Source organism: Actinoplanes flavus (assembly GCF_017592555.1).
GTDB classification, from domain to species: domain Bacteria; phylum Actinomycetota; class Actinomycetes; order Mycobacteriales; family Micromonosporaceae; genus Actinoplanes; species Actinoplanes flavus.
Map to the genome: position 1 here is coordinate 288,751 of NZ_JAGFNS010000002.1, position 26,155 is coordinate 314,905.

Here is a 26,155-nt window from a genome sequence, read left to right on the forward strand (position 1 = left end):
TTCATCGGGAAGCCGACGCCGAGGGCCTGGCGCGGCCCGGCAGCCGAGCACGGAAGACGACATGGAGGCTCCTTCGCATTCCTACGGGAGCAGCAGGAACACCGAAAGCCTTATTCTCTAAAACCCATCTGTCAAGTAGGGAATCGAGGGGTGGGAACGTCCTGCGTGGTCACCGAGCGCGGAGCCGCCGGTGAACCCGGTCAGCTCAGCGAGACTCCGGACCGCGGGCTTCCACTTCGCTCACCGGCAACCCGCCGGTACGCCACCGCGGCCAGCCCCACCGCCAGGACGAGGACGGCCAGATCGCTGACCACGCCCAGCACCGTGGACGTCGGCACATAGGCCGGAGCGAAGGCGGCCCCGGCCGCGGCGACGATCAGCCCGGCCGACCAGCCGGCCACCCCATGGCGGAGCGACCACCCGGCCCGCCGGGACCAGGCCGACACCAGGACGACCGCCGACACGACGACGACCACCCGCACGCCGACTCCCCACCAGCCGGTCACGAACCACAGACCCGCGTGGACGCCCAGCAGGACCGACCCGAACAGCAGCGGATGCGGCACCCACCCGGCGCCCGCTCGCGGCGTGCGCCGCCACCGGGGCAGCAGCGCCACACCGACCAGCACGACGATCACCGCGACGGCGAGCCCCGCCTGCGCCGGAGACAGCACGAACCCCTTCCGGCCGTCCTCGTCGTCCGCGAAGATCAGCCAACTGCCCAGCAGATAGAGCACACCGACGACGACCAGGCCGCGCCCACCCAGCCAGGGCCGGTGCCGGTACCGGTACGGCGTGAACGCCTCCACCAGCATGATCGGCGCACAGATGCTCAGCAGAACGTGATTGCCGACGTAGTCGAACGCCCGCTCCGCGAACCCCGGAGTGGACCCCGCGAACTCGGTGTCGTCCAGAAACCCCGGATTGAACAGCGACTGATCCACCAGCCCCGCCTGCACCACCCCGAACGCCGCCGCGAGCAGCACGATCACCGGCCAGCCGCCCCCACCGCGACGGGCCACCTCCCGGATGAGCACCGCCGCACCGCCGTAGAGCGGCCCCAGGAACAGCACCAGAAGCGGATACCAGGTGACCGGAAAGCCGCCCCACGACGCCTCCGCCGCCCACGGCGCCAGCATTAGCAGCGCCACCACCGGCGCCCACCGCGCACGTTCCATCCCGTCGCCTCCCGTCCAGCTCGCGAGACTCCCACTCTCGCGAACCGCCCGAAGGCGCAGAACCGACCAAAGTCGATGAAGGCGTCAACCGACGTACATGTATCCGTAGAGCAGAGCGAACACCCCCACCGCCGGAAGCAGACTCAGCGCCCACCCCGAAACCGCCGCGATCCTCGCTCCCCGAAACCGGAACAGCATCGCCCCCAGGAACAACGCCAGAAGAACAGCCCAGATCAGGGCGGTGCCGATGACAGAGCCCGTCCCGTTGTCGCTGAGCCGCTCCATCCACGCCACCTCGGCCCCCGCGACCATGTAGAAGAACGGAACCGCCCCCGCGATCACCCACAACGTCCTGCCGAACACCGACGCGGCAACCCGCAGACCCCGCTCGTCCCCGATCATGGCGACATTCTCACCCATCACTTCAACCCCATTCCCGGTACGGGCTACCCGAACCCGCCGTACCAGACCCGCGAGCCCCTGCCCACTCCCGCCTTTGCCGCGCCCGCCGGGCTGAGCTGCCCACTCACCCACCTCCTCCGCGCCTGCCGGGCTGAGCTGCCCACTCGCCCGCCTCCTCCGCAGCCGCACGGCACATCGCCGGGGTCGGCGCCCTGCCGCCCATCGTCAGCGCCGCCATTCCAGCCGGTCAGACAGGAGGCGGGGAGAAATGTGCTGATCCCAACGGCGTTGACGTGCGCGCCCGAGCTCTTGAACGCGTTGACCGCGACCGCGGTTGGCTACGTCGTGATGAGCAACCCGGACAGCTTGAACGTCATGGTGGAGCTCTCCGACCGCCATGAGGCGGCCGAGGCGATCAGCGCGAACCTCGGCCACACCACACTGATCACCGGCAACGCCAAGAAATGCCTCGACCGGCCGCCTACGAAATCGACGACCTGCTCAACGGCCCCATCGAACCGCAACTCGACGACGAGGAATCCCGCTGCGCGATGGAGGACACGCTGTCACAACCACGTGCGACCGTCGCCGACGACGAGATGCTCCGACTCACCATCGACCGACGGTCCAGCACACACCGATCCGCCCGACCATGCCGCATTCCTCGTGATCCATAGAATCGCCGGTGTTTCGAAGTGCCGAACACCAGGCCGATGGACCGGTCGAACCCGAATTCCATCCAACGCTGAAACAGTGACGCCCCGTTGGAGCCCTACGATATTCTCCCCGCCTTCTCAATGATCAACTTCCGAACCGGAACCGCAAGCGTAAGGGAATTGTAAAAGGTGGCTTCGGCATGATCATCCGCTTACACTTCGAAGCCGGCTTGCGGAAGAATCATGGCATGGGACAAGGGTCGCTGTTCAGTCGGAGCATGATCGCTGAGATGCGCGATCCGACGAGGGCGCGCAACTATTCCCCGACTCATGAGGAATTCCGTCGTGCCCAGCAACGGCGTCGCGCTGTCGGCCTCAAACGCCGCCACGACGAAAAGCTCCGCCGGCTCCGAAACCTCAACACCGCCTCTCCGGCCGTCAATACCGTCTCCCCAGCCGTCAGCGCTGGCACCGTGGCCGTCAGTACCGGCTCTCCAGCCGTCAGCGCTGGCGCTGTGGCAGTCAGTAGCGGCTCTCCAGCCGTCAGCGCTGGCGCTGTGGCCGTCAGTACCGGCTCTCCAGCCGTCAGAATCGGCACTGCGGCCGTTAGTGCAGGCACTGCGGCCGTCAACATCGACACCGCGACCGTCAACGCCGGCACCCTGGCCGTCAGCGATCCGGTCCACCCGGCAACACCCGTCCAGCAGCCGACTACCCCCGCTCCGCAGCTCGGATCTCCGACCCCACACACCCCGCGTGAACAGCAGTCGTCCCCCATGACTGAAACCTGCGGCACCTCCAAGGCGTCGCCTGACTCACAGACGGTGGCTGGCTCATCGCCGCAGGTGGAGCGGCCGTCCACGCCGTTGCAGTGTCCGGGGGCAGTCGCCGTAACGGCACCACACGTCCGGCCGCAGGCGCCGAGAGGGCCGATCCGGGCGGCATGCGTCGCAGCTGTGCTCCACGTCCGGCCGCAGGTGCCGTCATGGCGGGCCTTGGCTGCCTGCCGGGTTGCCCGCTCAGGAAGCTCATCGTCGCAGGTAGGGTGGCCGCCCACATCGTTGCAGCGACCGGGGGCAGGCGTCCACGCCGTTGCAGCGACCGGGGCAGTCGCCGTAACGGCGCCGCGCGTCCGGCGGCAGGCGTCGAGGGGACCGACCCCAGCGGCATCCGTCGTAGCCGTGCCTCGCCTCCGGCCGCAGGCTTCAGGAGGCCCATGCTGGCCGGTGGGCTTCGGCCGGCAGCTCGGCGAACACCGAATGCGCGGGCGGCTTCCGGGCTCGCGTCGACACCCGTCAAACGCGGCGCCGCCGGCCTTCCGTTCGGCGGCGCGTTCCGGTGGAAAGCCGCGACCCGGAAACCGTGCGGTCCAGTCACAACCGCTTCTTCCCGGGCTGCTGCTTTTTCAGAATCATTATCATCGGTACCGAACGGTAGCCGAGGCGACAACCGATGCGGCCGGTGTCACAGGAATGCGGCCGAATACCGTCGGATTTCCGGGCTGGTTTCGTCGCGCTTTCCTTGGAGTGAGTCGCGCTTACCTTGGAGGAATGGAATTCGGAGACAGTCGTGCTCCGATTCGCGGAGACAGCCTGAATCCGGTGACCATCGTCCGCGCGCTCGCATTGGCGAGTCCGGGCATCGGCTGCTGCATCCGGCGACGATGTGGAGGTGTTGCACGGCCGTCCGCGAAGACGTGCCGCCGGTGTTCGTGGCAAAGCGGCGATCCCGGCCCGGATTCCTGACCCGAGGCCGGGTGCGTCGGCGGTCACATGAGGGCGACGAACTTCAAACCCTTGGCCTGGAGGGCTGGGATGACGGTTTTCAGGGAAGCCAGCGTTTGGGAGCGGTCGCCGCCGCCGTCGTGGCAGAGCAGGATCTGGCCGGGCTTGGCCGCGAGCAGGCGGTTGGTGATGTGGGCGACGCCGGGGCGGGCCCAGTCGCGCGGGTCGGTGGTCCAGTCCATCGGGATCACGCCGCTCTTGGAGACCGATTCGGCCAGCCCGTTGGACCAGGCGCCGCCGGGGGAGCGGAACAGGTTCGGGGCCTGCCCGGTGGTGCTGTAGATCTTGTCCTGAGCCCGGTGGATCTCCTTGAGCATCACGTGAGGCGGCAGCTTGGCCAGCTTGATCGGGTGGCTCCAGGTGTGGTTGGCGATCTGGTGGCCATCGGCGGCGACGTCACGGGCGGTGGATTCGTGACCGAGGACCTGATTGCCGATCATGCAGAACAGGGCCGGGACGTGGTGTTTCTCCAGCAGACGCAGGATCTTGGGCGTCCACACCGGATGCGGGCCGTCGTCAATGGTGAGCGCGATGGCGTCGGTGGGGAACGGGTCTCCCGGGACCACCTTGCGGAAGTCCCTCAGGGTGTGCACCGGCACCTTGATGACCGGGGTCGTGGGCTTGGGCGTGGTGGGCGCCGGGGCCGGGCTCTGCGAGGGAGGGGGTTCGCTGACGACCAGGTTGGGGGCTTTGCCAGTCGCTTCCGGCTCGCCGCGACCGGCCAGGGCGGCGATCGTGCCACCGATGAGGGCGGTGCCGCCGACGGCCGGGATCGCCCAGAGCAGGCGGCGGCGAGTGACAGACTTCGACGGTACGACGGGAGGGCCGGCCGGCAGAGCGATCGTCGGCTCGGCGGGCGGCGGAGTGACGGTCGGCGCGGACCGCGGGGCCGGTACCGGCGGGAGGCCGACCGTCGGCTCCGACGTGGACTGCAACGCCGCTCTGGGCGGGATCGGCAGGGCGATGGTCGGCTCCGGGGCGGGCGACGACTCCCGGCTGATCGGCAGTGCCACCGTCGATTCCGGCGAGACCCGCGGCTTGGGCAGCGCGATCGTCGGCTCGGCCCCGGCAGAGATCACCGTCGTCGGCTCGGACTCCTCTGCCCCAGCCGCAGCAGTCGCCGCCGCAGCCATCTCCGTTGTGGAGAGGGCAACCGTCTCCTCGGACTCCTCCGCCCCGGCCGCGGTAGTCGCCGCCGAAGCCGTCTCCGTTGTGGAGAGGGCAACCGTCTCCTCGGACTCCTCCGCCCCGGCCGCGGTAGTCGCCGCCGAAGCCGTCTCCGTTGTGGAGAGTGCGACCGTCTTCTCGGACTGCTCTGGTCCGGCCGCGGTAGTCGGTGCCGTGCCCGTTTCCGTTGCGGAGAGGGCGACCGTAGGCTCGGATTGCTCCGCCGTGGCCTTTTCCTCTGCGGAGAAGGCGACCGTCTTCTCGGACTCCTCCGCTCCGGCCGCGGTAGTCGCCGCCGCAGCCGTCTCCGTTGTGGAGAGTGCGGCCGTCGGCTCGGATTTGTTCGCGGTGGCCGTTTTCTCTGCGGAGGGGGCGACCGTCTTCTCGGATTCCGCTGCCCCAGCTGCGGTGGTCGGTGCCGTGCCCGTCTCCGTTGCAGACAGGGCGACCGTCGGCTCGGAAGCCTCCGCCGCAGCCGTCTCCTCCGCGGGGAGGGTGGCTGTCTCTTCAGCCGCCTCCGCCGAGAGGGTGGCAGCCTCCTCCGCCGAGGCTGTGACCGCGGCGTCGGTGATCTCGGCCGTCGGCAGAGTCACCGTCGGCTTGGGCTCGTCGCCTTCGGGATCCGCGGCGGGAGAAGTCGCCGCCAGATCAACCGTCGGTTCGGTCCCGGCCGAGGACGACGCGTCGGTGGGCAGGGTGACCGTCGGCTCACCCGCGCTGGAGTCGCCGGGTTCGCTCGAGGCGACCGTGGGTTCAGCCGACTCGGGTTCCGCCGACGTGCTGTCCTGGGGCGCGGGGGTGGGCCTATCGGTGTTCATCGGTGGGATTGTCGCGCGCACGGTCAAATCGGTCTTCATCTGTGCCTTGCCTGTGAACCACCCGTTCCGGCGGGATCCGCGTGCCGCAACCTGCGACGAGAGCAATAGGTGATCATGCGGTCACCGTCGGCGGGAGGGGCGCCGGAGAACGTGGCATCCACCACATCCCTCGATCAGCGGATGCGAATGTCCTGCCGGGAACGGGTCGGGGCGTTCAGTTTGACGAGGTCGTCGCGCTGGACGGGCGGCTCGGCCAGGAACCGGTCGGTGGGTGCGGGGCCGGGCAGGTCGGCGATGTTGAGGACCCTTGAGACACCAGCGGCCCCACGTGCCGGGCGGCAGGTCGAGGACGACACGCTCGGGCCGGCGCGGGAAGACCGTGACGCACCGGCACAAACACGCCGGTGACCGTGAGGTGACCGTCGGGGGAGTGGGCCAGGCGGACGCCGGCCCAGGCGGGAACGATGTCGCCGACGGTCGGCACCGGGGCGAAATCGTCCTTCTCATACGCTGTGACCTGGTGGAAAACGGCGCCCGGCGTGAGCGGAACGGCGTTGCGCCGGACCGCGCCCGGGGCGCCGCGGGAGCGTTTGGACCACTCGGTGAGGACACGCTGCACGACGATCACCCGGTCACCGTGGCGGACCGGACGACCGTGCGGCAATCGGAATACCGTCGGGTCACGCCGGCTTGGGGCAGTTATGAGCGCTGATCAGTTCGATCCTCGTGAGTTGCTGGCCGCCAGCCGGCTCGGTGTGCTGGCGACGATCAAGGCCAACGGCCTGCCGCAGCTGTCGCCGGTGACGCCCTATTACGACCGGGATGCCGACACGATCTACGTGTCCGTCGTCGAAGGGCGGGCCAAGACCGTCAACCTGCGCCGTGATCCACGGGCCGCCCTCGAGGTGACCAGCGCGGACGGCTGGTCGTGGGCCACCGCCGAGGGGCCGGTGACGCTGACCGGGCCGGGCGCCGATCCGTACGGGCCGGAGGTCGAGGCCCTCGTCGGCTACTACCGTAGTGCGGCCGGCGAGCACCCGGACTGGGACGAGTACCGGCAGGCGATGGTGTCCGACCGGCGGGTGCTGTTGGCTCTCCGGGTGAACCGCGTCTACGGCGCGAAACTTCGCTGAACAGTGGCAGGATCAGGGTCGTGCGACTGGAGATCGAGGACAGCACGACCCTGACCTTCGACGACGGCTCACCGGTGCGGTCCGCGTCGGCGATCGCCCCGTTCGGCGACGGCTGGCTGGTGGTGCAGGACGACGCCACCCACGCCGCCTGGTGGCGACCGGATTCGATCACTCCGGTCCGTGTCATGGACTCGATCGACGGGCTGGACGCGTTCAGCGCCGCGAACGGCACCAAACACTTGAAACCGGACTTCGAGGCGGCCTGTGCCCTGCCCGGTGGACAGGTGCTGCTGCTCGGCTCCGGCTCCTCGCCGAACCGGATGCGCGCCTCCCTGGTCGGCCCGTCCGGCTACACGGTCGCCGACCTGCGGCCGGTCTACCTCGCGGTCGCCGCCGCCCTCGGGCTCACCGAGGAGCAGCTCAACCTGGAGGGCGCCTGCCTGGTGGGGGACCGGCTGCGCTGGTTCCAGCGCGGCAACCGGACGGCCGGCGCGCCGGGCGCCTCCGCCGACGTGGACGCGGCCGCCCTGCTCGCCGCGGTCCGCGGGGAGGCCCCGGCCGACCTGGTCCGGGTCGGCGAGGTCCGGGCGCACGATCTCGGCGACGTCGACGGCGTGGCCTTGGCGGTGACCGACGCGGTCACCCTGCCGGACGGGCGGGTGCTGGTCAGCGCCGCCGCCGAGGACACCCCGAACGCGGTCGACGACGGCCCGGTCCTCGCTTCCGGGCTGGCCCTGCTCGATGGCGGGTTCGTGGAGATCCCCGGCGCCGAGAAGGTGGAGGGGCTGGCGATCCGGGAGGTCACCGACGACGGCGTCCGTCTCTACGCGGTGGTCGACGCCGACGACCACGAGGCGCCGTCACGGCGGCTGGCCCTGCGACTGATATTGCGTTGAACGTACCCCCGGGGGTTTGCCATGCTCGGTGCGGCCCCGGCGGCTTCAGAAGAAAGCGCCTAAGCAGCGTGCGCACTGGCGATGAAACCACGCTTGTTCGCTGCCATCCTCCGCGACCGATCCTTCACATCGGAACCGCTACGGGGCCACCCTTTCTTTTCTTCAGTGCAGAGGTGTGTGTCCATGTCCAGTGAGGTGATCATCCGCAGCGGTTTCCGTGGCCTGCGCTACGTCGACGGCCGGTTCGACCAGGCCCTCGAGCCCGGCCGGTACGACGTGCCGGCCGGCCGGTTCGGCCGCCGGGCGCCGAGGGTCGAGATTCTCACCGTCGACCTGCGTGAGCGTGAGCTCAACATCAAGGGCCAGGAGATCCTGACCGTCGACAAGGTCGCGGTCCGCGTCAACATCATCACCCACTTCCGGGTCGTCGATCCGGTCGCCGCCGTGGAGCGGGTGACCGACTACGGCGACCGCGTCTACAGCGACGTCCAGCTCGCCGCCCGGCGTTCGCTGGCGTCCATGACGCTCGAGGGCATCCTCACCAACCGCAACCAGCTCAGTGAGGACATCCTGCGCGACGTCGAGGGCGTCTCGGCCGGTTACGGCGTCGAGATCATCCGCGCCGACGTGAAGGACCTGATCTTCCCGGGCAACCTTCAGGACGTCATGAACCGAGTGCTGACCGCCCAGCGGCTCGCCGAGGCGCAGATGATCGAGGCGCGTACCAAGGCGGACCGGGAGCGGCTCGCCGCGGAGGCCGACGCCGAGGCGAAGCGGATCCGCGCCGACGCCGAGGTCGACGCGCTGCGCCGGCTCGCCGACGCGGCCCAGGCGTACGCCGAGCACCCGGCCCTGCTGCGGCTGCGCGAGCTGGAGACGCTCGGGGCGCTCGGCGCCAACGCGGCGGCCCGTCTGTACATCGGCTTCGACAAGCACAGTGATCAGCTGAACGAGTAGACCTCCTCAAGCCGGTGACGGCGCGACCGATCAAAGACGTCGCGCTATCACTCGGACCCGGAGGTCATCTGTCATGCGTCTCGTTCCGCCCCTGCTACGCCGGCCCCGTGCCGCGCTGGCGGCCGGCGCCGTCGCCCTGGTCGCGGCCCTCACGGCGGCCCTGCTGTTCAACGGCGGCCCGGCCGCGGCCACCTGGAAGACCCTGTCCGGCACCCCGACCTGCGACTGTGTCGTCAAGGACAGCGGCACCGGGAAGTACCGGGCGGTCTTCGGCTACGTCAGCAACGCGTCCGGCAACGGCACCATCGCGGCCGGCGACAACAACCGTCTCGCGCTGGCCGGCGGCACCACGTCCACCGACGCCAAGGTCACCACCGTCTTCCAGCCGGGCACCCACAAGGCGGCCTTCGCCACCGGCTGGGTCACCAAGGAGACCAGCGTGACGTGGAAGGTGGGCGGCAAGGAGGTCACCGCCAACTGGAAGCGCCCGACCTGCGGCAACGACGTCAGCCTGCCGGCCGGCGGCAACGGCTTCGGCCCGATCCTGGCGTTCCTGGCGGCCGGTGTCGTCGCCGGCGCGGTGGCGGTGTGGCGTAGGCGCCGGGCGGCCCGGGTCGCCTGATGCGCAATGTGCTGGCGGTCGGGGCGCATCCCGACGACATCGAGCTCGGCTGCGGCGGAGCCCTGGCGGCCCACCGGGCCGCCGGGGACGCGGTGACGATGCTGGTGGTCACCGGTGGTCAGAGCGGTCCGGGCGCCACAGCCGGCCGCCGCGCCGAGGCGGAGGCCGCCGCGTGCAGCCTCGACTGCCTGCTCATCTGGGGGAACCTGGTGGACTGCGCGGTCAACGCCGACGCCGCCACCATCGCCCTCATCGAACGGGCTCTGGAGAAGACCGGGGCCGACGTCGTCTACGTGCACGCGCCCGACGACTCGCACCAGGACCACCGGGCGGTCGCCGCGGCCACCGTCTCGGCGGCCCGGCACACCCGCCGGGTGCTGCACTACCGCAGCCCGTCCACCACGAGGTTCGAGCCGTCGGTGTACGTCGACATCGGCGCCCACCTGGACCGCAAGATCGACGCCTTGTCGTGTCACGCCAGCCAGGTGGAGAACTCCGCCATGGTCGACCCCGAGGTGGTGGCCGCGTCGGCCCGCCACTTCGGGGCGCAGGCCCGCGTACGGTACGCCGAGGCGTTCGTCCCCGGCCGGTTCGTCTGGGATCTGGCCACCGTGCCGGTCCTCCCCGACACCCTGATGGGGACCGGCGACTACCTGATGACCAGGACAGCGGCGTGACCGGGCGGGGGCGCCGCCGGGCGGTGTCCCCGCACCACCGCCTGGGACTGCTCGCCCACCTCGCCGTCTTCGCGGTCACCGTCGCGGTCCTCGGGCTGGACTCCACGCTCGGCTGGATCGCGACCGTACTCAACGTGGTCTTCCTGCTGTTCTTCTTCCGGCACCTCGGGTTCGCGGTCGCCGCCGCCCGCTGGACCGAACGCGACCTGGACGCCCCGCTCGTGGGCGCCGAGTCGTTCACCCCGCCGGTGGCCGTGCTGGTCGCCTGCAAGGACGAGGAACTCGTCGTCGACGGCATGGTCGCGGCCCTGCTGGCGCTCGACTACCCGGGCTCGGCGCTGACCGTCGTGGTCGTCGACGACGCCTCCACCGACGGCACCGGCGCCCGCCTGGACGCCTGGTCGGCCGCCGACCCGCGGCTGCGCGTGCTGCACCGGCAGCCCGGCGCGGGCGGCGGCAAGTCGGGTGCGCTCAACGACGCCCTCGCCCTCGTCGACCACGCTCAGATCGCGGTCATCTTCGACGCCGACCACCAGCCCGAACCGGACGTGCTGCGCCGGCTGGTACGCCACTTCCGCGATCCCAAGGTCGGTGCCGTCATGGGCCGGTGCGTGGTGCGCAACGGCGTCGAGTCGTCGCTGGCCTCCACCATCTTCATCGACTACCTGTCCGGCTACCTGGTCAACGAGTACGGCCGGCAGGCGCTCTTCGAACTCCCGGCGTACGGCGGGGCGAACTGCGCCGTACGGACCGACCTGATCCGGGCGCTCGGCGGCTGGAACCCGCACACCGTCACCGAGGACACCGACCTCACGCTGCGGCTGCTGCTCGACGGACGGCGGGTCCGCTACGACCCGTCGGCGGTCGACTTCGAAGAGGCGGTGCTGTCCTCGCGGCGGTTCTGGAAGCAGCGCTACCGCTGGGCGCGTGGCCACCAGAAGTGCCTGCGCGACTATTGGCGGCCGATCCTCACGACCCGTCATCTGTCGCCGATGGAGAAGCTCGAGACGATGCTCTTCCTCTGGGTCTACCACGTACCGGTGCTGTGTGGTCTTGGTCTTCTCCTCATCGTCCTGCGCGCCTTCGGGATCGGCGACCAGTCGGCGATCTCCATGGTGTCGCTGTCGGCGCTGCTCTTCGCCGGCCCGTTCACCGAGCTGGCGGTCGGGCTGGTGCTGGGCCGGGTGGAACGGAGGGCGGTGTGGATGCTGATCGGGTTCATCCCGGCCTTCGGGATGTCCATCCTGACCGCCACCAAGGCCTACCTCGACGGCATGTGGGGCACCCTCTACACCTGGTCGAAGACGGCCCGGTCGGGTGTCACATGAGCCGCGTCGAGAACCGTCTGAACGCGACCCTCGCCAAGCGCCGCTGGAAGCCGGCCGCCACACCGCTGCGGCGCCGGCTCGTGCTGCTCGAGATGCTCGGCGCGGTGGCCGGCTGTGTCGGCGGCTACCTGCTCTTCATCGACCCGGTACGCCGCTTCGAAGTCACCCTGGCCTCCCGGATCATCGACCTGCTCGGCGTCGACCGGGTGTCCGGCGCGCTCGGTGACGGCTTCGTCGTCTTCGGCCCGAACCTGGAACCGGTCGTCGCCGAGATGACCGGATCCTGCTCGATCCTGAGCAGTGTCCTGGCCCTGGCCGCCCTGGCCGTCGTCGCTCTCCGGCAGCGGCCGCAAGCCCTCGCCGGTTTCCTGGCGGCCGCCGTCTTCGTCCTCGCCGCCAACCAGGTCCGGCTGCTCGGCTCCCTGCTGACCGGCCGCTACTTCGCCGTCGACGCGCTGGTCTTCTTCCACGACTGGATCGGCGCGGTCCTCAACTTCGCCTACACGCTGATCGGACTCCTCATCATGATCGGACTGACGATGTACGACGCCCAGCGCGCCGAGCAGGACCGCACCGGGCGCCACACCGCCGACCGGCCGGCCGCCTGGGCCCGCCCCGGTCTCGGCCACCGGGTGCCGGTCGAGGACACCCGGGAACCCGGTGTGCAGATCACCGCCGTGGTCTACCGGCGGATCCTGCCCAAGGCGGTGTCGCGCCGTCTGGCCCGCCGCCGCGAGCAGCGCCGCATCGACTACCGGGTCGGCCACGAGACCCCGGCCCGCCGCGCCGAGATCATCCGCGAGCTGGCCGGCAAGGGCCTCGGCGTGCACACCGCCACCCTGCTGGCGGTCGCCTCGTACGAAACGGATCCGCTGGTCCTGGACACCCTGGCCGGTGTGGTCGCCGCCCGCCAGTGGGAGCCGATCGCCGGCGGCGACGTCATCGCGCTGCGCCTGTGGGCCCGCGCCTGGCTGATGCGCGCCCCCCGGCAGCGGTCCGTCGCCGAGACCGGCCGCCTCGTCGCCGTCACCGGAGCCGGCGGCCCGGCCGGTGTCGCCGTCGTCAAAGCCCTCCAGGCGGCCGGCGACCACGTGCTCGCCCTCGACGCCGACCCCGACGCGGTCGGGTTGCGCCTGGCCGGCCGCGGCGCCGTACTGCCCCGCGCCGACCACCCCGGCTACGCGGAAGCCCTGCTCGCCGTCCTCGACGAGCACCGGCCGGCCGCGCTGATCTGCACGGTCGCCGAGGAGTACGCCGCCCTCGCCCCGCTCATCTCCGCCATGGACGAGCGGGGCGTGCGGACCTGGCTGCCCGACCCGGCCACCGCGGAACGCTGCCTCGACAAGGTCGCCTTCGCGAGGACCATGCACGCCGCCGGCATACCGCACCCGGCGACCGCCTGGACCCCGGCCACCGTCGGCCTCGTCCCCGGCCCCTGGGTGGTCAAGCCGGCCCGCGGCCGCGGCAGCCGCGACGTGATCCTGGTCGACGACCCGGCCGCGCTCGGCCACGCCTTCGCCTCGGTGCCCGGCGCCATCGCGCAGACCCGCGTCACCGGCCGCGAATTCACCGCGGACGCCCTGGTCGGGCCGGACGGCACACTGCTCGCCTGCGTACCGCGGTGGCGTGACGAGACCCGGGGCGGCACCTCCGTGCGCGGCACCACGTTCACCTCGGTCGCGGTCACCGAGACGGTGGCCGCCACCCTGCGGGCGGTCGGGCTCACCGGGCCCGCCAACGTGCAGGGCTTCGTCGGCGACTCCGGGAACGTCACCGTCGTCGAGGTGAACCCGCGCTTCTCCGGCGGCCTGCCGCTCACCCTCGCGGCCGGGGCCGACGTCGTCGGCGCCTACCTGGCCGCGGTCCTCGACCCGTCGGCGCCGCTGCCCACGCTCGGCTTCCAGCCGGGCGTGCGGATGGCCCGCCACTTCGCCGAGGTCTACTACGCGGCCGACGGCACGCCGGTCCCCGACCCGCTCGACCCGGTCACCTGCTCTGTTCCCGACTTCCCCGCGGCCACGCCGGGCGTTCCCTCACCCTCCGCGCCCGGCTCCGGCCCGGCGTCCCTCCAAACCCCTTCCCCGGTACGGGCGGAGCACAGCGATCCCGCCGGTTCCGTGGCCGCGAACGGTCCGGCCGCGTACCGGGTGCCCGGCGAGCTCCTGGCGGCGGCCCGATGAGGCGGCGTCACGTGCTGGTGCCCTTCGGCACCCGGCCCGAGGTCATCAAGCTCGCCCCGGTCGTGCACGCCCTGCGCGCCGCCGGGCACCGGGTCACCGCGGTCGACACCGGCCAGCACCAGGACGCCGTGATGAGCGGCGACATCCAGCGCACCCTCGGCCTCGCCCCGGACCTGCGCCTGGCGCGACCGAACGGCCTCGGCGGCCTGGTCACCGCGGCCGCCGAGGTGTTCGCCGGCGCCGCGTCGTCGGCCGACCTGGTGCTGGCGCTCGGCGACACGCACACCGTGCCCGCCTACGCCCTGGCCGCCCGCGGGGCCGGCATCCCGTTCGCGCACCTCGAAGCCGGTCTGCGCAGCTTCAACCCGCGCAGCCTCGAAGAGGTCAACCGCCGGGTCGCGGCGGCCACCGCCCAACTCCACTTCGCACCCACGGACCGGGCCGCCGCGTTTCTGCGCGCGGAGGGCGTACCCGTGGAAAGGATCTTCGTGGTCGGCAACCCGGTGATCGACACCCTCCGGGCGAAGGGCGTCCGGCCGGTGCCGCCCGCCGACCGCACCGGGGTGCTGGTCACCGCCCACCGCGCGTCCAACGTCGACGACCCGGCCCGGCTGGCCCGCCTCGTCGACGTCGTCGGCCGCCTCGCCGCGATCGGCCCGGTCCGCTTCCCCGTCCATCCGCGCACCCGCGCCCGCCTGCACGACCACGGCCTGGCCGGCCGCCTGGCCGCACTGCCCGGCGTGACCTGCGAGGACCCGCTGCCCTATGACGACCTGCTGGCCGCCCTGGCCGGTGCCCGGGTGGTGGTCACCGACTCCGGCGGCCTCCAGGAGGAGGCGGCCTACCTGGGCGTGCCGGTCGTGGTGCTGCGCCGCTCCACCCCACGCTGGGAGGGCGTCGAGGCCGGAACCGCCGTCCTCACCGGCATCAGCGGCGACGACGAGGCCGACCGCGCGGTGGCCGCCGCCCACCACCTGAGCACTCCCGCCGAGCTGTCCCGGGTGGCCGCGCTGCCCTGCCCGTACGGTGACGGCCACACCGGCGCCCGGGTCGCCGCCCTGCTGGCGGACCCGGCCCTCGACCCGCTGCTCGCACTCGACGAACCCGACCACACCGACGGCACTCTCCCCTGGGCACCGGCGTCATGAACCTCTTCGCGAAGCCTCCACTGGCCGTCGTCATCGACCTCGACGACACCCTCTACCCCCAGTCCACCTACCTGTACGGGGCCTCCCGCGCGGTGGGCCGGGCGGGCGCCGCCGCCGGACTCGACCAGGTCCGCCTCAGCCGTGCGGTCCGCCGCCAGCTGGTCGCCGGTTCGGACCGGGGCGGCACCATCGACCGGGCCCTGGCCGCCTACGGCATCGGCCCCGACCTGGCCGCCGACCTGATCCCCACGCTGGTCGCCGCGTTCACCACCTACCGCCCCCGCCGCCTGCCGAGCTACCCCGGCGCACGGGACGCGCTGGCCGCGATCAGCGCCCGCTACCCGGTCGCCTGCCTCACCGACGGCAACCCGGCGATCCAGCGGGCCAAACTCGCCGCCACCGGCCTGGCGGACGCCTTCGCCACCATCGTCATCACCGACGAGCTGGGCGGCCGCACGCTGCGCAAACCCCACCCCGAGGGCCTGCGGCAGGTGGCCGAGACGCTCGGCGTACCCCCCTCGGACCTGGTCGTGATCGGCGACCGCCCCGGCAAGGACATGGCCGTGGCAGCGGCCTTGGGCGCCCGCTCCATCCGGGTCCGCACCGGCGAGTACGCCGACGCCCCCGACGAGCCCCCGGCCACCGCCTGCGCCCCCGACCTGGCCGCCGCCGCCACTCTCCTCGGCGCCTGAGTAATTACTTTCCAAGAGCAAGATCATCGATGCTAAGCTCCGTCGCCCCCGCTCGCCGAGAGCCGGGGACATCGGGGAGAAATCATGCATCGCACTGTCCGGGCGTTGCTGTCCGCGGCCGTCGCCGCGCTGAGCGCCACCACCGTCCTCGCCGGACTTCCGGCCGCCCCCGCGCAGGCCGCGACCTACGGCAGCCTTCCGTTGACCGCCTGGTCCTACACCGACCGGGCGCAACCGGCCACACCGAACCCGAACCCGGCCGGCGACTTCCTCATCGGCAGCACCGAGGAGCACACCGGCCGCGCCTACTTCACCTTCGACCTGACCCCGCTCAAGGGACAGGTCCTGCACCGGGTCACCTTCAACACCAGCGAGCGTACGGTGAACGACTGCTCCCGGGTCGCGCCCATCGAGGTGTGGCGCACCCGGAAGGTCACCGAGACGACGACCTGGCAGCACCCGCCGAAGGAGCTGGAACTGCTCGCCGAGCGCTCCTTCGGCAAGGGCGGCATCTGCCCCGGGGCGTACCTCGGGATCGACATGATCCCCGCGATCCAGGCGGCCTTCGCCCGGGGCGAGAAGAAGCTCACCATCGAGGTGCGTGTCGACGCCGCCGCCGAGGGTGACACCGGCGTCGGCCGGACGATGGCGCAGGCGAAGATGAGCTACGCCGCCAACCACGCGCCCCGGATCAGCGGGCTGAAGCTGGCCTACCCGGACGCGGGCTGCGGAACGCTCGAACGGCACCCGACGGCCGGCAGCTGGATGCGGGTGCAGGCCACGGTCACTGACGCCGACCCCAACGACTACCCCCAGACCGTGTACGCGTACTGGCCCGTCGACCGCCCGGACCAGCGCAAGGAGTCCCTGTCGCAGAGCCTGAACCTCAGCGGGATCGAGGACGGCACGGTGGTCGCCTGGACCGCACAGGGCCGGGACTACGACGACGCCGGACCGTGGGGACGAACCTGCTACTTCACCGTCGACACCGTCGCGCCGGCGACGACCCCGGTGGTGTCGTCGAAGAAGTACCCCAGCGAGGACTATCCCGGCACCGGAGGCCCGGGCGTGCCCGGCACCTTCGTGTTCGACGCGGCCGGTGACGCCGACATCGTGGGCTTCGACTGGAGCCCGATGGACGGCACCGCCATCGAAAGGGTCACCGCGAACCATCCCGGTGGCCGGGCGAAGATCACCATCACGCCCCGTACGTGGGGCCTCGGCCGCATCGAGGTTGCCGCCCGCGACGCGGCAGGCAACCGGGGACCCTGGGTCCAGTACCGGTACCAGATCCGCAACACCGCCCCGACCGCCCTGATCGAGATGAACGGCGTCGGCCTGACCAGCCACATCACGCTCAGCTCCCGGATCGCCGAGGTCACCGCTTTCGGGTACGCCGTCGACGGCGGCCCGGAGACGCGGGTGCCCGCCGTCGACGGCAAGGGCGAGGACGACCTGGTGTTCACCAGCACCGGCCACAAGACCGTGCTGGCGCGTGCCTACGCGGGCAACCGGATGATCGGCTCGGACAGCGTCCAGATCCACGTCACCGACGCCCCGAAGGTCACCTCGGCCGAGTTCGACTGGTCGAACGAACCCATCGAGGGCGTCGCCGGATCGTTCACCTTCGCCCCGCGCACCACCGGCGTCGTGTCCTACCGGTACGGCTTCGGCGACGGTGTGCAGCACAGCGTCGACGCTCGCGCGGACGGCACCGCCGTGCTGGACTGGACACCGGAGAGGGGTGGCCACTTCACCATCACCGTGTACTCGGTGGACGGGGCGGGAAACCGGTCGCAGGCCACCGAGAAGTCGTTCTCCGTCATCAGCGCCCGGCCCACGGTGGACGTGGAGTCGTGGGGTGCCCACGTCGGTGACCCGATCAACGTGCGGGCCTGGTCCGATCTCCCGAACGCGGCCGGCATCGTGTACAGCTTCGACGGCGGGCCACCGCGGACCGTCGACGGTACCTACGCGTTCTTCCAGGTGGTGCCGGCACACTCCGGGGACAGCGTCCTCAAGGTGTGGGCCAAGCTGGCCGACGGCACCCTGTCACCCCCGACCGAGGAGGTCATCCACCTCGCCGACGCCCCGAAGGTCACCGCGCAGGGGCCGTTCGGCGCGGAGGCTGTGATGGGGCGGCCGGTGTCGTTCACCTTCACCGCGGCCCAGCAGGGCGCGACCACCTTCCGGTACGAGGTCGGCGGCGTCCAGCACACCGTCCCGGCCGGACCGGACGGCACGGCGACCGTCACGTACGAGGTGCCCGGCGACGCGGGTGACGCCACCGTCGCCGTGGCCAGCCTGACCCCCGACGGCACGGTCTCGGACACCACCACCTTCTGGGTGCCGGTGCGCAACCCGAACGTGGAGGTCTTCAACCCGTGGCCGGCCGATCTGCCGCCGGGCGACGCGATGGGCGGCCCCGGTATCCCCGGCCAGTTCGGCTTCTTCGCCTACGACCTCAGCGAGGTGACCACGAAGTTCCTGTGGTCGGTCGACGACGGCCCGGTCCAGGAGGTCCTGTACGACCCGTGGTCGTGGGAGACCGTGGCGTCCTACACCCCCGAGCACGCCGGTGACCACACGCTGCACGTGCAGCGCGAGTTCACCGACGGCTCCCGGTCACCGCTGCTCACCGTCCCCTTCACGGTAGGGAACGAGGTGGCCCCGGCCTGACCGAACCCGGCGGGGGGCCCGGCCGGGCGGGGCCGGGGCCCCCCCGGCCGGGCCCCCCCCGGTCCTCGAGGACCGGGCCGCCGCCGTCAGGCGACCGCGAACCGTAGCGGCAGGCGGTCCGGTCCGTGCGTGCCGATCGGCGGGCGCCAGCTCACCTCGCCCGCGACGGCCGGTGGACCGAAACGGCGGACCAGGACCGGCAGGGCCTCCCGCAACTGGGCGTGGGCCAGCGCGTACCCCAGGCAGTAGTGCGGGCCGGCGCCGAACTGGAGCAGCGGCGCCTCACGGACGGCCGTGATGTCGAACGACCGGCCGCCGGGATAGGCGCGTGGATCCCGCTGGGCGGTCGGCACGGCGATGGTCATGAACGTTCCCGCGGTGACGTCCAGCCCGTGGAAGGTGAGGTCCTCGGTGGCGCGGCGGAACACGCTCGCCGCCGACGGCCGCCAGCGCATCGTCTCGAGGACGGCGCGGTCGGCCAGGTCCGGCCGGTCGCGCAGCAGCGTCCACTGTCCGGGGTGCTCGGTGAAGCAGACCATCGCGTTGGAGAACTGGTGGCTCGTGTTGTCGTGGGCGCCGAAGATCAGGGTGACCAGCAGGTTGCGCAACTCCTCCCGGGTGACCGTCGCCTCGACCTGCCAGGCGGCGACCATGTGTGAGATCAGGTCGTCGGCCGGGTTCTTCGACCTCTCGTCGATGAGCGTGTCGATGTAGCCGCTCAACCCCACCACGGCCCGTTCGACGCGTGCCGCCGTGTCCCCGCCGGCGGCCAGGGCGAAGATCAGGCCAATGTCGCTGGACCAGGTGCTGAACACGTCGTGGTCGGCGGCGGGCACACCGAGCAGTTCGCTCATCACCGCGAGCGGCAGCCGATCGGCGAAGGCGCCGGCGAATTCGGTCTCGCCGGTGCCGGCGAACTCGTCGGCCAGAGCCTCGGCCGTCGCCCGGATGAACGGCCGCAGCCCGTCGACGGTGCGCGGCGTGAACGCCCGGCCGACCAGCCCGCGCAGCCGCCGGTGGTCGGCGCCGTCGTGGTTGACGACCATCGGCACCCACCAGTCGTAGACCGGCCCGGAGGTGATGCCGTCCCGCCGCAGAAACCCGTCGCCACCGTGGTCGAGCCGACGGTCCCGGAGGACCTCCTGCGCTTCCGCGTGCCGCACCACGATCGGGCCGAGCGGACTGTCGGCATACCAGCCGGCGTCCTGCGCGGCCAGCACCTCCGGCGCGGTGAAGTCGAACGCCGGATCGACGACATTGAGGAACGGCATGCGGGACCCCCTCGGCCGGTCGGACAGACGTCACCGAGTGTGCCCTGTCGGTCACCAAGAGCGGAAGTTCCGGTTCGGGGCAGGACCACCAGCGGATCACCAGTGGATCACCAGTGGCGTACGGATGCTCTTTCTCGACCGCAACGGAGTTCCACGAGAGGAAGCATTCAGATGAGGCACAACACGATCCGCCGGCTGCTCGGCATCGGATTGGCGACGACGACCCTGCTGATGGGCGCGGAGCTCGCGATCACGCAACCGTCCTACGCGGCGCCCTGCGGGAACCAGAGCAACTGCGACGACCCGATCGAGGACCCGATACCCGTGCCGGTCAAACCGTCGCGACCCGGTGGGTACGAGCCGCTGTACGTCGCGCTGGGCGACTCCTTCGGCTCGGGTGAGGGCGCTCCGGACGCGATGCTGCCGTGGGTCAACGAGAAGTGCCACCGGTCCGCGCTGTCGGCACCGCTGCGTGCCGCCAAGCGACTGGCGCAGAACAACAAGTACGCCGGCAACATCCTCTACTCCAGCTTCGCGTGCAGCGGGGCGACGCTGGACCTGACGCAGGGCCTCAACGGGACGAAGGACGGCGGCATCCTGACCGGCCAGACGTCGACCGGGATGCCGTCGCAGATCTCCCAGGTCAACGCGAAGTACGGCAGCCGCAAGATCGACGCGATGAGCATCTCGATCGGCGGCAACGACCTGAGCTACGCCGACATCCTGCAGGACTGTTCGTTCGGCAATTGTGTGCCCTGGGACAGCCAGACCCGCAAGCTGTTCGCACACGACAAGCCGCGTCTCCAGACCAGCCTGAACTCGCTGATCACGGCGATCCAGGGAGACTATTACGGCAACAACCGGGCTCTGCAGGGCAACGTGAGCTACGTGTACCTGACGGCGTACCCGGATCTGTTCAACAACGCCAACGGCTACACCTGCAACAGCACCGGCGGTCTCTTCGTCGAAGGGTTCACGCAGGCGGAGAACGAGGTGATGCGCGGGTATCTCGGCGAGCTCAACAACATGCTCGCCACGGCGGTCGCCGACGCGAACACCCGGCCGGTCGTCGGCCACCGGCCGGTCTGGAAGCTCATCGCGGCCCCGGACTTCACCCGCAACGGCTACTGCGCCACCTCGAACAAGTTCATCAACACCTACAACGACAGCATGTGGAACCAGCACGACCACAAGGGCACGATGCACCCGAACGCCGCGGGGCACCTGGCCTGGAGCAACCAGCTGTACAACTCGCTGAGCTGGATCGCCACCAGCTGATCACCACCGCACGCGAAGGGGACGGGCCACGGGGCCGTCCCCTTCGCCTCCTGTCAGCCCATGTCCTGTACGAGGAGGGCGATCTGCGGGTGCGTCAGCGTTCGGCCCCGGGCTGCGGCCACGTCGTCGGGCTGCCCGGTCATCTCACCGACGTACCGGCCGACGTCGACCGGATCCATCCGGACCGGCGAGTAGCCGATCAGCTCGCCCTGGTGCAGGGCGGCGGCCAGCAACTCGGCGGCGTGCTGCGTGCGGCCCTGCCGGAATCGTACGTAGGCGAGCGTGGTCAGCTTGACGATCCACGAGGTGCGATCGCCCTCCGCGTAGACGTGTGTCAACGCGTCGGCGAGCAGGTGGTCCACCTGGGCGCCGAACTGGCCCTGCGCCACCCGGCACTTGGCGAGCAGCCAGGAGGAGGAGCCCCGGCACCAGGCGTTTCCGGACCGTTCGGCCGCCTCGATGGAGGCGGTGAGCGCCGCGGCCGCCCGGTCGAGGTCACCGGCGCGCAGGTGGGCGGTGCCGAGGCTCATCAACGCCTCCGCCTCGGTCCGGGTCGCTCCGCTGTCCCGTGCCAGCTGGACGGCGGCGCCGGCGTGCTGTTCCGCCTCGGCGACGTGACCGCCGCCGGCCTCGAAGTACGCGAGCGTGGTGAGCGCCTCGGCGACGGCGACCGGATCGTCGGCACCGGTGGCCAGCCGGCCGAGATGGGTCAGCGCCCAGCCGACCGTGGCGAGGTCCCCGCCGAGGTAGCTGAGCACGGCCAGGCCGATGGTCGTGAAGATCCGCAGCCGTACCGGCGCGGCATCGGCGTCGTCGGCGGCGAGCCAGTGCTCGACCACCGGCCGTACGTATCGCAGGCCCTCGGTGGTGTGCCCGGTCCGGTACCAGTACCAGTAGATGCCGGCGCAGATCCGCAGACTGACGGCCGGATCGTCACGACTGTGGTCGAGCGCGGCCCGGACGTTCGCGTGCTCCGCGGAGAGCCGGGCCATCCACTGTGCGCTGCGCGCGTCGCGCAAGGCGTCGACGGCCTCGTCGGCGAGTTCCCCGACCCATGCCGCGTGCCGGTTGCGCAGCTCGGTGGTCCGTTCCTCGGTACGCTGCCGTTCAGCGAACCGGCGCAGGGTCTCCAGGATCCGGTAGCGGCGCGGATTGCCGCCGACGACGGTGACCATCGACTTGGCGGTCAGCGTGTCCAGGTGCGCGACGACGTCGGTGCTCCTGGTCACGAGCATGGCCGCCCGCAGGTCGAAGCCGCCGGCGAAGATCGCGAGGGCGGTGAAGGACTCCTTCTCCGCATCGGACAGAAGATCCCAGGACCACTGAACCGTCGCGAGGATCGTGGCGTGCCTGCGGTTGCCGCGCGGCCCGCCACGCAACACCACGAACCGGTCGTGCGCGAGGGTGGCCAGTTGGTCGACGGACAGCACGGCGCACTGTGCGGCGGCGAGTTCGATGGCCAGTGGCAGGTTGTCGAGGTCGGCGCAGAGCCGGACCACCGCGTCGCGGGCGCCGTCGAGGCCCGCGGCCCCGTCGGGGTCCACGGCCGCGGCCCGCTGCGCGAACAGTTCGACGGCCTCACCCGCCGCCCCGGCCGACAGCGGCGGCACCTCGAACCGTCGCTCCCCCTCGACCTGGAGCACCTCCCGGCTGGTGGCCAGCACCCGTACGTCCGGGCAAGCCCGCAGCAGCGTGGTGACGAACTCCGCGACGCCGTCGACGATCTGCTCGCAGTTGTCCAGGACGATCAGCGTGGTACGCCGGCGCAGGGCGTCCAGCAGCACGGCCGGGTTGCCGTTCGCGGCGATCGACAGGGCGCCGGCGATGGTGTCGGCGACCAGGGTCGGGTCGTGCAGGCCCGCCAACTCGACCAGCCATGGACCGTCGTCGCCGCCGTGGCGCCGGGCCGTCTCGACCGCCAGCCGGGTCTTGCCGATGCCGCCGGTGCCGGTCAGGGTGACCAGCCGGTGTTCCTGGATCAATGTGGCGATCAGGTCGAGTTCGTGGCTGCGCCCGATCAGCGTGGACAGCGCGGCGGGCAGGTTTCCCGGGTGCGCCCCCGGGGCCGGAGGGGCGACCTCGACCCGCTCCGGCACCGCGAGCAGCCGCGGGTCCTGCCGGAGGATGGCGTTCTGGAGGGCTTCGAGTTCGGGTCCGGGATCGGTGCCGAGCTCCTCGGCGAGAACGTCACGTGCCGAACGCAGCGCGGCCAGCGCGTCACCGATGCGACCGGCCCGGTAGAGGGCGGTGGCCAGCAGCGTCCAGGCATGCTCGCGCAGCGGATGCTCCCGGGTGAACACCGCGAGCCGGGCCGCCACCGAGACGTGATCACCCAGGGCGAGTTCCGCTTCCAGCCGTCCTTCCTCGGCGTCCACCCGCAGCTGCTCCAGGCGCATCGACTCGCCGTCGGCGAAGCCACGGTCGACGCAATCGGCGTACGGCCGCCCACGCCAGAGGGCCAGAGCCTGCTCGAAGGCGTGGGCGGCCTCGGCCGGCCGGGCAGCGGCCAGCTCGGAGCGCCCCCGCTCGGACAGCGCGGTGAAGCGGTCGGCGTCCACCGCGTCCGCGTCGAGGACCAGGCGGTACCCGGCGCCGCCGCGGAGCAGCACGCGTGCGTGCTGGGCCGCACGTTCGGGTTCGAGTGCCCGGCGGAGGGCGGCGATGTGTCCCTGCAGGGTCACCTTCGCCGACGGGGGCGGACCCGAGGGCCAGACGGCGTCGATCAGCTCGTCGTCGGGCACCGTCAGGCCGGCCGACACCACGAGCCGGCACAGCACCGCCCGGGGGCCGGGGCCGCCGATCGCCGCTTCGTCGCCGTCCACCAGCACACTCGTCCGGCCGAGTACACCGATGTCCAGTGGCCTCATCAATCTCGGTCCCTTCCGCAGTAATGGCAGGTCACCTTACTGGGGCGGGGTTCGGGAGTTGATCATGGGAGCCGTCCGTCGCCTCCTGAGTTCGGGGACGCTCAGTCCCGTACCGCTGAAGGGGTGAGGTCGAGCAGGTTCGCGGCCAGGGCGCGCGCCGGGGAGAGCGAGGCGGCGTCGAGGTCGCGGAAGAGCTTCTGTGCGCGGACGGCGGGCCAGCCGGCCGGCAGGTGTTCGACCGGCAGGCGGGGGTCGCGGCGGATCGCGCCGAGCCATTCGGCGATCAGGCTGAGCCGGGCGGCCAGCGGGTCGGAGTACGGCGCGGGCCCCTCCCACCGGTCCAGGAACTCCTGGTAGCGGGCGGCCAGACCGGCCAGATCGTACGCATCGCTGACCATCTGTCCGATGTCGGTCAGGTCGGCGGCCCGGGCGTGGAAGACGCGGGCGTGGGCGGACAGGCCCAGGCCGTCCACGATGTCCTGTGCCGCGACGACTCCGGGCGCGATCCACAGCCCGCCCTGTAACGGCCCGAACCCGGACCACGCGAGCTGGGAGCGCAGGTCGTGGCGTTGCCGCTGCCAGGATTCGGGCAGTGAGAAGCAGAGCAGCGTCCATGTGCCGTCCCAGCGGTCGTTGACGGCGCCGGTCTCCCAGATGCGGGCCCGGCCGTCGCGCAGGATTTCGGCGGCGCGCGGGGTGAGACCGAAATACATCTTGCGGCCGTCGCGCTGCCGGCGCAGCAGTCCGCGGTTGACCATGCGGGTGAGGGTGGACCGGGTGGCGTGCGAGGAGATGCCGAGCCGGTCGAGCACGTCGATCACGCTGCCGGAGAAGACGCACACGTCCCGGTCCAGCACGAAATCGCCGAGCAGCATGAGCATCAGCGTCTGTGGATTCGGCGGCATGGGCTAGATGTTAGGCACATTCTTGACGGCCGTGTAGAGAGAGCCTAACTTCGATGTCCTGTAACGCACCGGTAACCCGTGGAGGTCATCGTGCGCAGAATCGGACCCCTACTCCTGACACTCACCCTTGCCACGGCCGCCTGCGGCGGCGAGACCGGCGGCGAGAGCAACGACGTGATCAAGGTCGGTCAGATCGTCTCGCTGACCGGCAACTACTCCCCGCTCGGCAGCGAGAACCAGAAATCCGTGGCCCTCGCGGTCGAGAAGATCAACGCGGCCGGCGGCATCGGCGGCCGCACGATCGAACTCACCGTCCGCGACGACAAGAGCCTGCCCGACCAGGCCGTCCTCGCCTTCAACGAACTCAAGGGCGACTCCGACGCGATCATCGGCTCGCCGTTCAGCAACTCGGCGCTGGCCACCATCCCGCTCGTCGACCGCGAGGAGATCCCCTACATCTCGCTCACCCCGGCGGACGAGCAGGTCAACCCGGTCCATCCGTACGTCTTCGTGGTCCCGGCCCTGTCCGGCACCTACGCCCAGGCCGCCCTGGAGTACTTCCAGGCGAAGAAGCTCACGAAGATCGCCGTCGCCTACGACACCAAGAGCAGCTACGCGGTCGCCGGATTCAAAGGCCTGCAAACCAAGGCTCCCGAGTACGGCGTGACGCTCGGCCCGGTCGAACAGTTCCAGACCACCGCCACCGAGTTCGGCGCCATCTTCACCCACGTGCGGTCGTCCGACGCCCAGGCCCTGATGCTGTGGGCCACCGGCGCGCCGGCCGTCGCCATCACCAAGCAGTACGCCGCCTCCGGCCTGGACATCCCCCTCGTCCTGACCGGCTCGCAGGCCAGCAAGCTCTTCCTGGAACCGGCCGGCCCGGCAGCCGAGGGCGCCACCATCGCCACCAGCGTCGGCGTCGTCGGCGACCACCTCCCGGCCGGCGAACTGAAGACCGCCGTCGACGAGCTGACCAGCGCGTTCACCGCCAAGTACGGTTACCCGCCGCCGCAGTTCGCCCAGGACGGCTACAGCGGCGTGAAACTGCTCGCGGCCGCCGTCGAGAAGGCCGGCGGCACCGACCCGAAGAAGGTCCGCGACGCCCTCGAAGGCCTCACCCTCACCACCCCCAACGGCACCTACCGGTACTCGGCCACCGACCACTCCGGCCTCACCACCGCGTTCATCTCGATCAACACGATCGAGGGCGGCACGTTCGTCCCCACCGACTTCGCCAAGGGACGATTCCCGTGAGACTGACCGTCGACGGGGTGTCCCGTGCGTTCGGCGGCGTCTACGCCGTCCGCGACGTGAGCCTCACGGTCGAGCCGGGCGAGCTGCGTGCCGTCATCGGGCCCAACGGCGCCGGGAAGTCGACGCTGTTCGCCCTGATCGGTGGCCAGCTCGCCCCCGACACCGGCAGCGTGGGGGGGGGCCGGGGCCCCCCCCCGCCCCCCCCCCCCCCCCCCCCCCCCCCCCCCCCCCCGCCCGGCGGCGGGGCCCCCCCCCCCCCCCCC

General features: G+C 71.3%; 20 protein-coding genes. 14 read left to right on the forward strand and 6 right to left on the reverse strand.

The window, feature by feature from the left end:
* Positions 1-200: 200 nt before the first annotated feature.
* The 3 genes from J5X75_RS04355 to J5X75_RS04365 all read right to left on the reverse strand — a co-directional run bounded on the left by J5X75_RS04355 (position 201) and on the right by J5X75_RS04365 (position 5,033).
* On the reverse strand, positions 201-1,178 hold the full coding sequence (locus J5X75_RS04355) for a hypothetical protein (RefSeq protein ID WP_208465962.1): 978 nt from the start codon (positions 1,176-1,178) through the stop codon (positions 201-203).
* Between the two features lie 84 nt (positions 1,179-1,262).
* Entirely contained in the window at positions 1,263-1,598 is a 336-nt protein-coding gene (locus tag J5X75_RS04360; RefSeq protein WP_208465963.1) for a hypothetical protein, read from the reverse strand.
* 2,406 nt (positions 1,599-4,004) lie between these two features.
* Positions 4,005-5,033: a polysaccharide deacetylase family protein gene (locus tag J5X75_RS04365; RefSeq protein ID WP_208465964.1), complete on the reverse strand. Its 1,029-nt coding sequence runs from the start codon at positions 5,031-5,033 to the stop codon at positions 4,005-4,007.
* 25 nt (positions 5,034-5,058) lie between these two features.
* Here J5X75_RS04365 and J5X75_RS04370 point away from each other — a divergent pair, with 25 nt between their 5' ends.
* The 11 genes from J5X75_RS04370 (at position 5,059) to J5X75_RS04420 (ending at position 18,317) form a co-directional block, all read left to right on the forward strand.
* On the forward strand, positions 5,059-6,117 hold the full coding sequence (locus tag J5X75_RS04370) for a hypothetical protein (protein WP_208465965.1): 1,059 nt from the start codon (positions 5,059-5,061) through the stop codon (positions 6,115-6,117).
* Positions 6,118-6,706: 589 nt separating this feature from the next.
* Positions 6,707-7,138, forward strand: a complete 432-nt coding sequence (locus tag J5X75_RS04375; protein ID WP_208465966.1) for a PPOX class F420-dependent oxidoreductase — start codon at positions 6,707-6,709, stop codon at positions 7,136-7,138.
* Positions 7,139-7,158: 20 nt separating this feature from the next.
* Positions 7,159-8,034, forward strand: a complete 876-nt coding sequence (locus J5X75_RS04380) for a DUF6929 family protein (RefSeq protein ID WP_208465967.1) — start codon at positions 7,159-7,161, stop codon at positions 8,032-8,034.
* A 183-nt stretch (positions 8,035-8,217) separates the two neighbouring features.
* Entirely contained in the window at positions 8,218-8,991 is a 774-nt protein-coding gene (locus tag J5X75_RS04385; RefSeq protein ID WP_208465968.1) for a slipin family protein, read from the forward strand.
* Between the two features lie 73 nt (positions 8,992-9,064).
* Complete coding sequence (locus tag J5X75_RS04390) at positions 9,065-9,613, forward strand: hypothetical protein (protein WP_208465969.1); 549 nt, start codon at positions 9,065-9,067, stop codon at positions 9,611-9,613.
* Positions 9,613-10,290 carry a PIG-L deacetylase family protein gene (locus J5X75_RS04395; RefSeq protein ID WP_208465970.1) on the forward strand — a complete coding sequence of 226 codons (678 nt, stop codon included), beginning with the start codon at positions 9,613-9,615 and terminating at the stop codon, positions 10,288-10,290. Before J5X75_RS04390 ends, J5X75_RS04395 begins: the two co-directional genes overlap by 1 nt.
* Positions 10,287-11,618 carry a glycosyltransferase family 2 protein gene (locus J5X75_RS04400; protein ID WP_208465971.1) on the forward strand — a complete coding sequence of 444 codons (1,332 nt, stop codon included), beginning with the start codon at positions 10,287-10,289 and terminating at the stop codon, positions 11,616-11,618. The genes J5X75_RS04395 and J5X75_RS04400 overlap by 4 nt, the downstream gene beginning before the upstream one ends.
* A complete protein-coding gene (locus J5X75_RS04405; RefSeq protein WP_208465972.1) occupies positions 11,615-13,798 on the forward strand; it encodes an ATP-grasp domain-containing protein in 2,184 nt (727 codons plus the stop codon). Before J5X75_RS04400 ends, J5X75_RS04405 begins: the two co-directional genes overlap by 4 nt.
* Positions 13,795-14,946, forward strand: coding sequence for a non-hydrolyzing UDP-N-acetylglucosamine 2-epimerase (gene wecB / locus J5X75_RS04410; protein ID WP_208465973.1), 1,152 nt, complete (start codon positions 13,795-13,797; stop codon positions 14,944-14,946). The genes J5X75_RS04405 and wecB overlap by 4 nt, the downstream gene beginning before the upstream one ends.
* Complete coding sequence (locus J5X75_RS04415; protein ID WP_208465974.1) at positions 14,943-15,638, forward strand: HAD family hydrolase; 696 nt, start codon at positions 14,943-14,945, stop codon at positions 15,636-15,638. The genes wecB and J5X75_RS04415 overlap by 4 nt, the downstream gene beginning before the upstream one ends.
* 84 nt (positions 15,639-15,722) lie before the next feature.
* Positions 15,723-18,317 carry a hypothetical protein gene (locus tag J5X75_RS04420; protein WP_208465975.1) on the forward strand — a complete coding sequence of 865 codons (2,595 nt, stop codon included), beginning with the start codon at positions 15,723-15,725 and terminating at the stop codon, positions 18,315-18,317.
* Between the two features lie 86 nt (positions 18,318-18,403).
* Here J5X75_RS04420 and J5X75_RS04425 read toward each other — a convergent pair whose 3' ends face one another.
* The gene (locus J5X75_RS04425) at positions 18,404-19,588 is read right to left on the reverse strand and encodes a cytochrome P450 (protein WP_208465976.1); all 1,185 of its coding nucleotides are present in this window, start codon (positions 19,586-19,588) and stop codon (positions 18,404-18,406) included.
* A 171-nt stretch (positions 19,589-19,759) separates the two neighbouring features.
* Between J5X75_RS04425 and J5X75_RS04430 the strand changes: the two genes are divergently transcribed.
* Positions 19,760-20,866, forward strand: coding sequence for an SGNH/GDSL hydrolase family protein (locus J5X75_RS04430; RefSeq protein WP_208465977.1), 1,107 nt, complete (start codon positions 19,760-19,762; stop codon positions 20,864-20,866).
* A gap of 53 nt (positions 20,867-20,919) precedes the next feature.
* Here J5X75_RS04430 and J5X75_RS04435 read toward each other — a convergent pair whose 3' ends face one another.
* Both J5X75_RS04435 and J5X75_RS04440 read right to left on the reverse strand, forming a co-directional pair.
* Complete coding sequence (locus tag J5X75_RS04435; RefSeq protein ID WP_208465978.1) at positions 20,920-23,733, reverse strand: AfsR/SARP family transcriptional regulator; 2,814 nt, start codon at positions 23,731-23,733, stop codon at positions 20,920-20,922.
* A gap of 101 nt (positions 23,734-23,834) precedes the next feature.
* On the reverse strand, positions 23,835-24,638 hold the full coding sequence (locus J5X75_RS04440; RefSeq protein ID WP_208465979.1) for a PaaX family transcriptional regulator: 804 nt from the start codon (positions 24,636-24,638) through the stop codon (positions 23,835-23,837).
* A gap of 90 nt (positions 24,639-24,728) precedes the next feature.
* Between J5X75_RS04440 and J5X75_RS04445 the strand changes: the two genes are divergently transcribed.
* Together J5X75_RS04445 and J5X75_RS46540 are read left to right on the forward strand one after the other, a co-directional pair.
* On the forward strand, positions 24,729-25,892 hold the full coding sequence (locus J5X75_RS04445; RefSeq protein WP_208465980.1) for an ABC transporter substrate-binding protein: 1,164 nt from the start codon (positions 24,729-24,731) through the stop codon (positions 25,890-25,892).
* A gap of 56 nt (positions 25,893-25,948) precedes the next feature.
* Positions 25,949-26,155 (forward strand): ATP-binding cassette domain-containing protein (locus J5X75_RS46540; protein ID WP_307797929.1); only part of this gene is annotated, 207 nt, incomplete at its 3' end.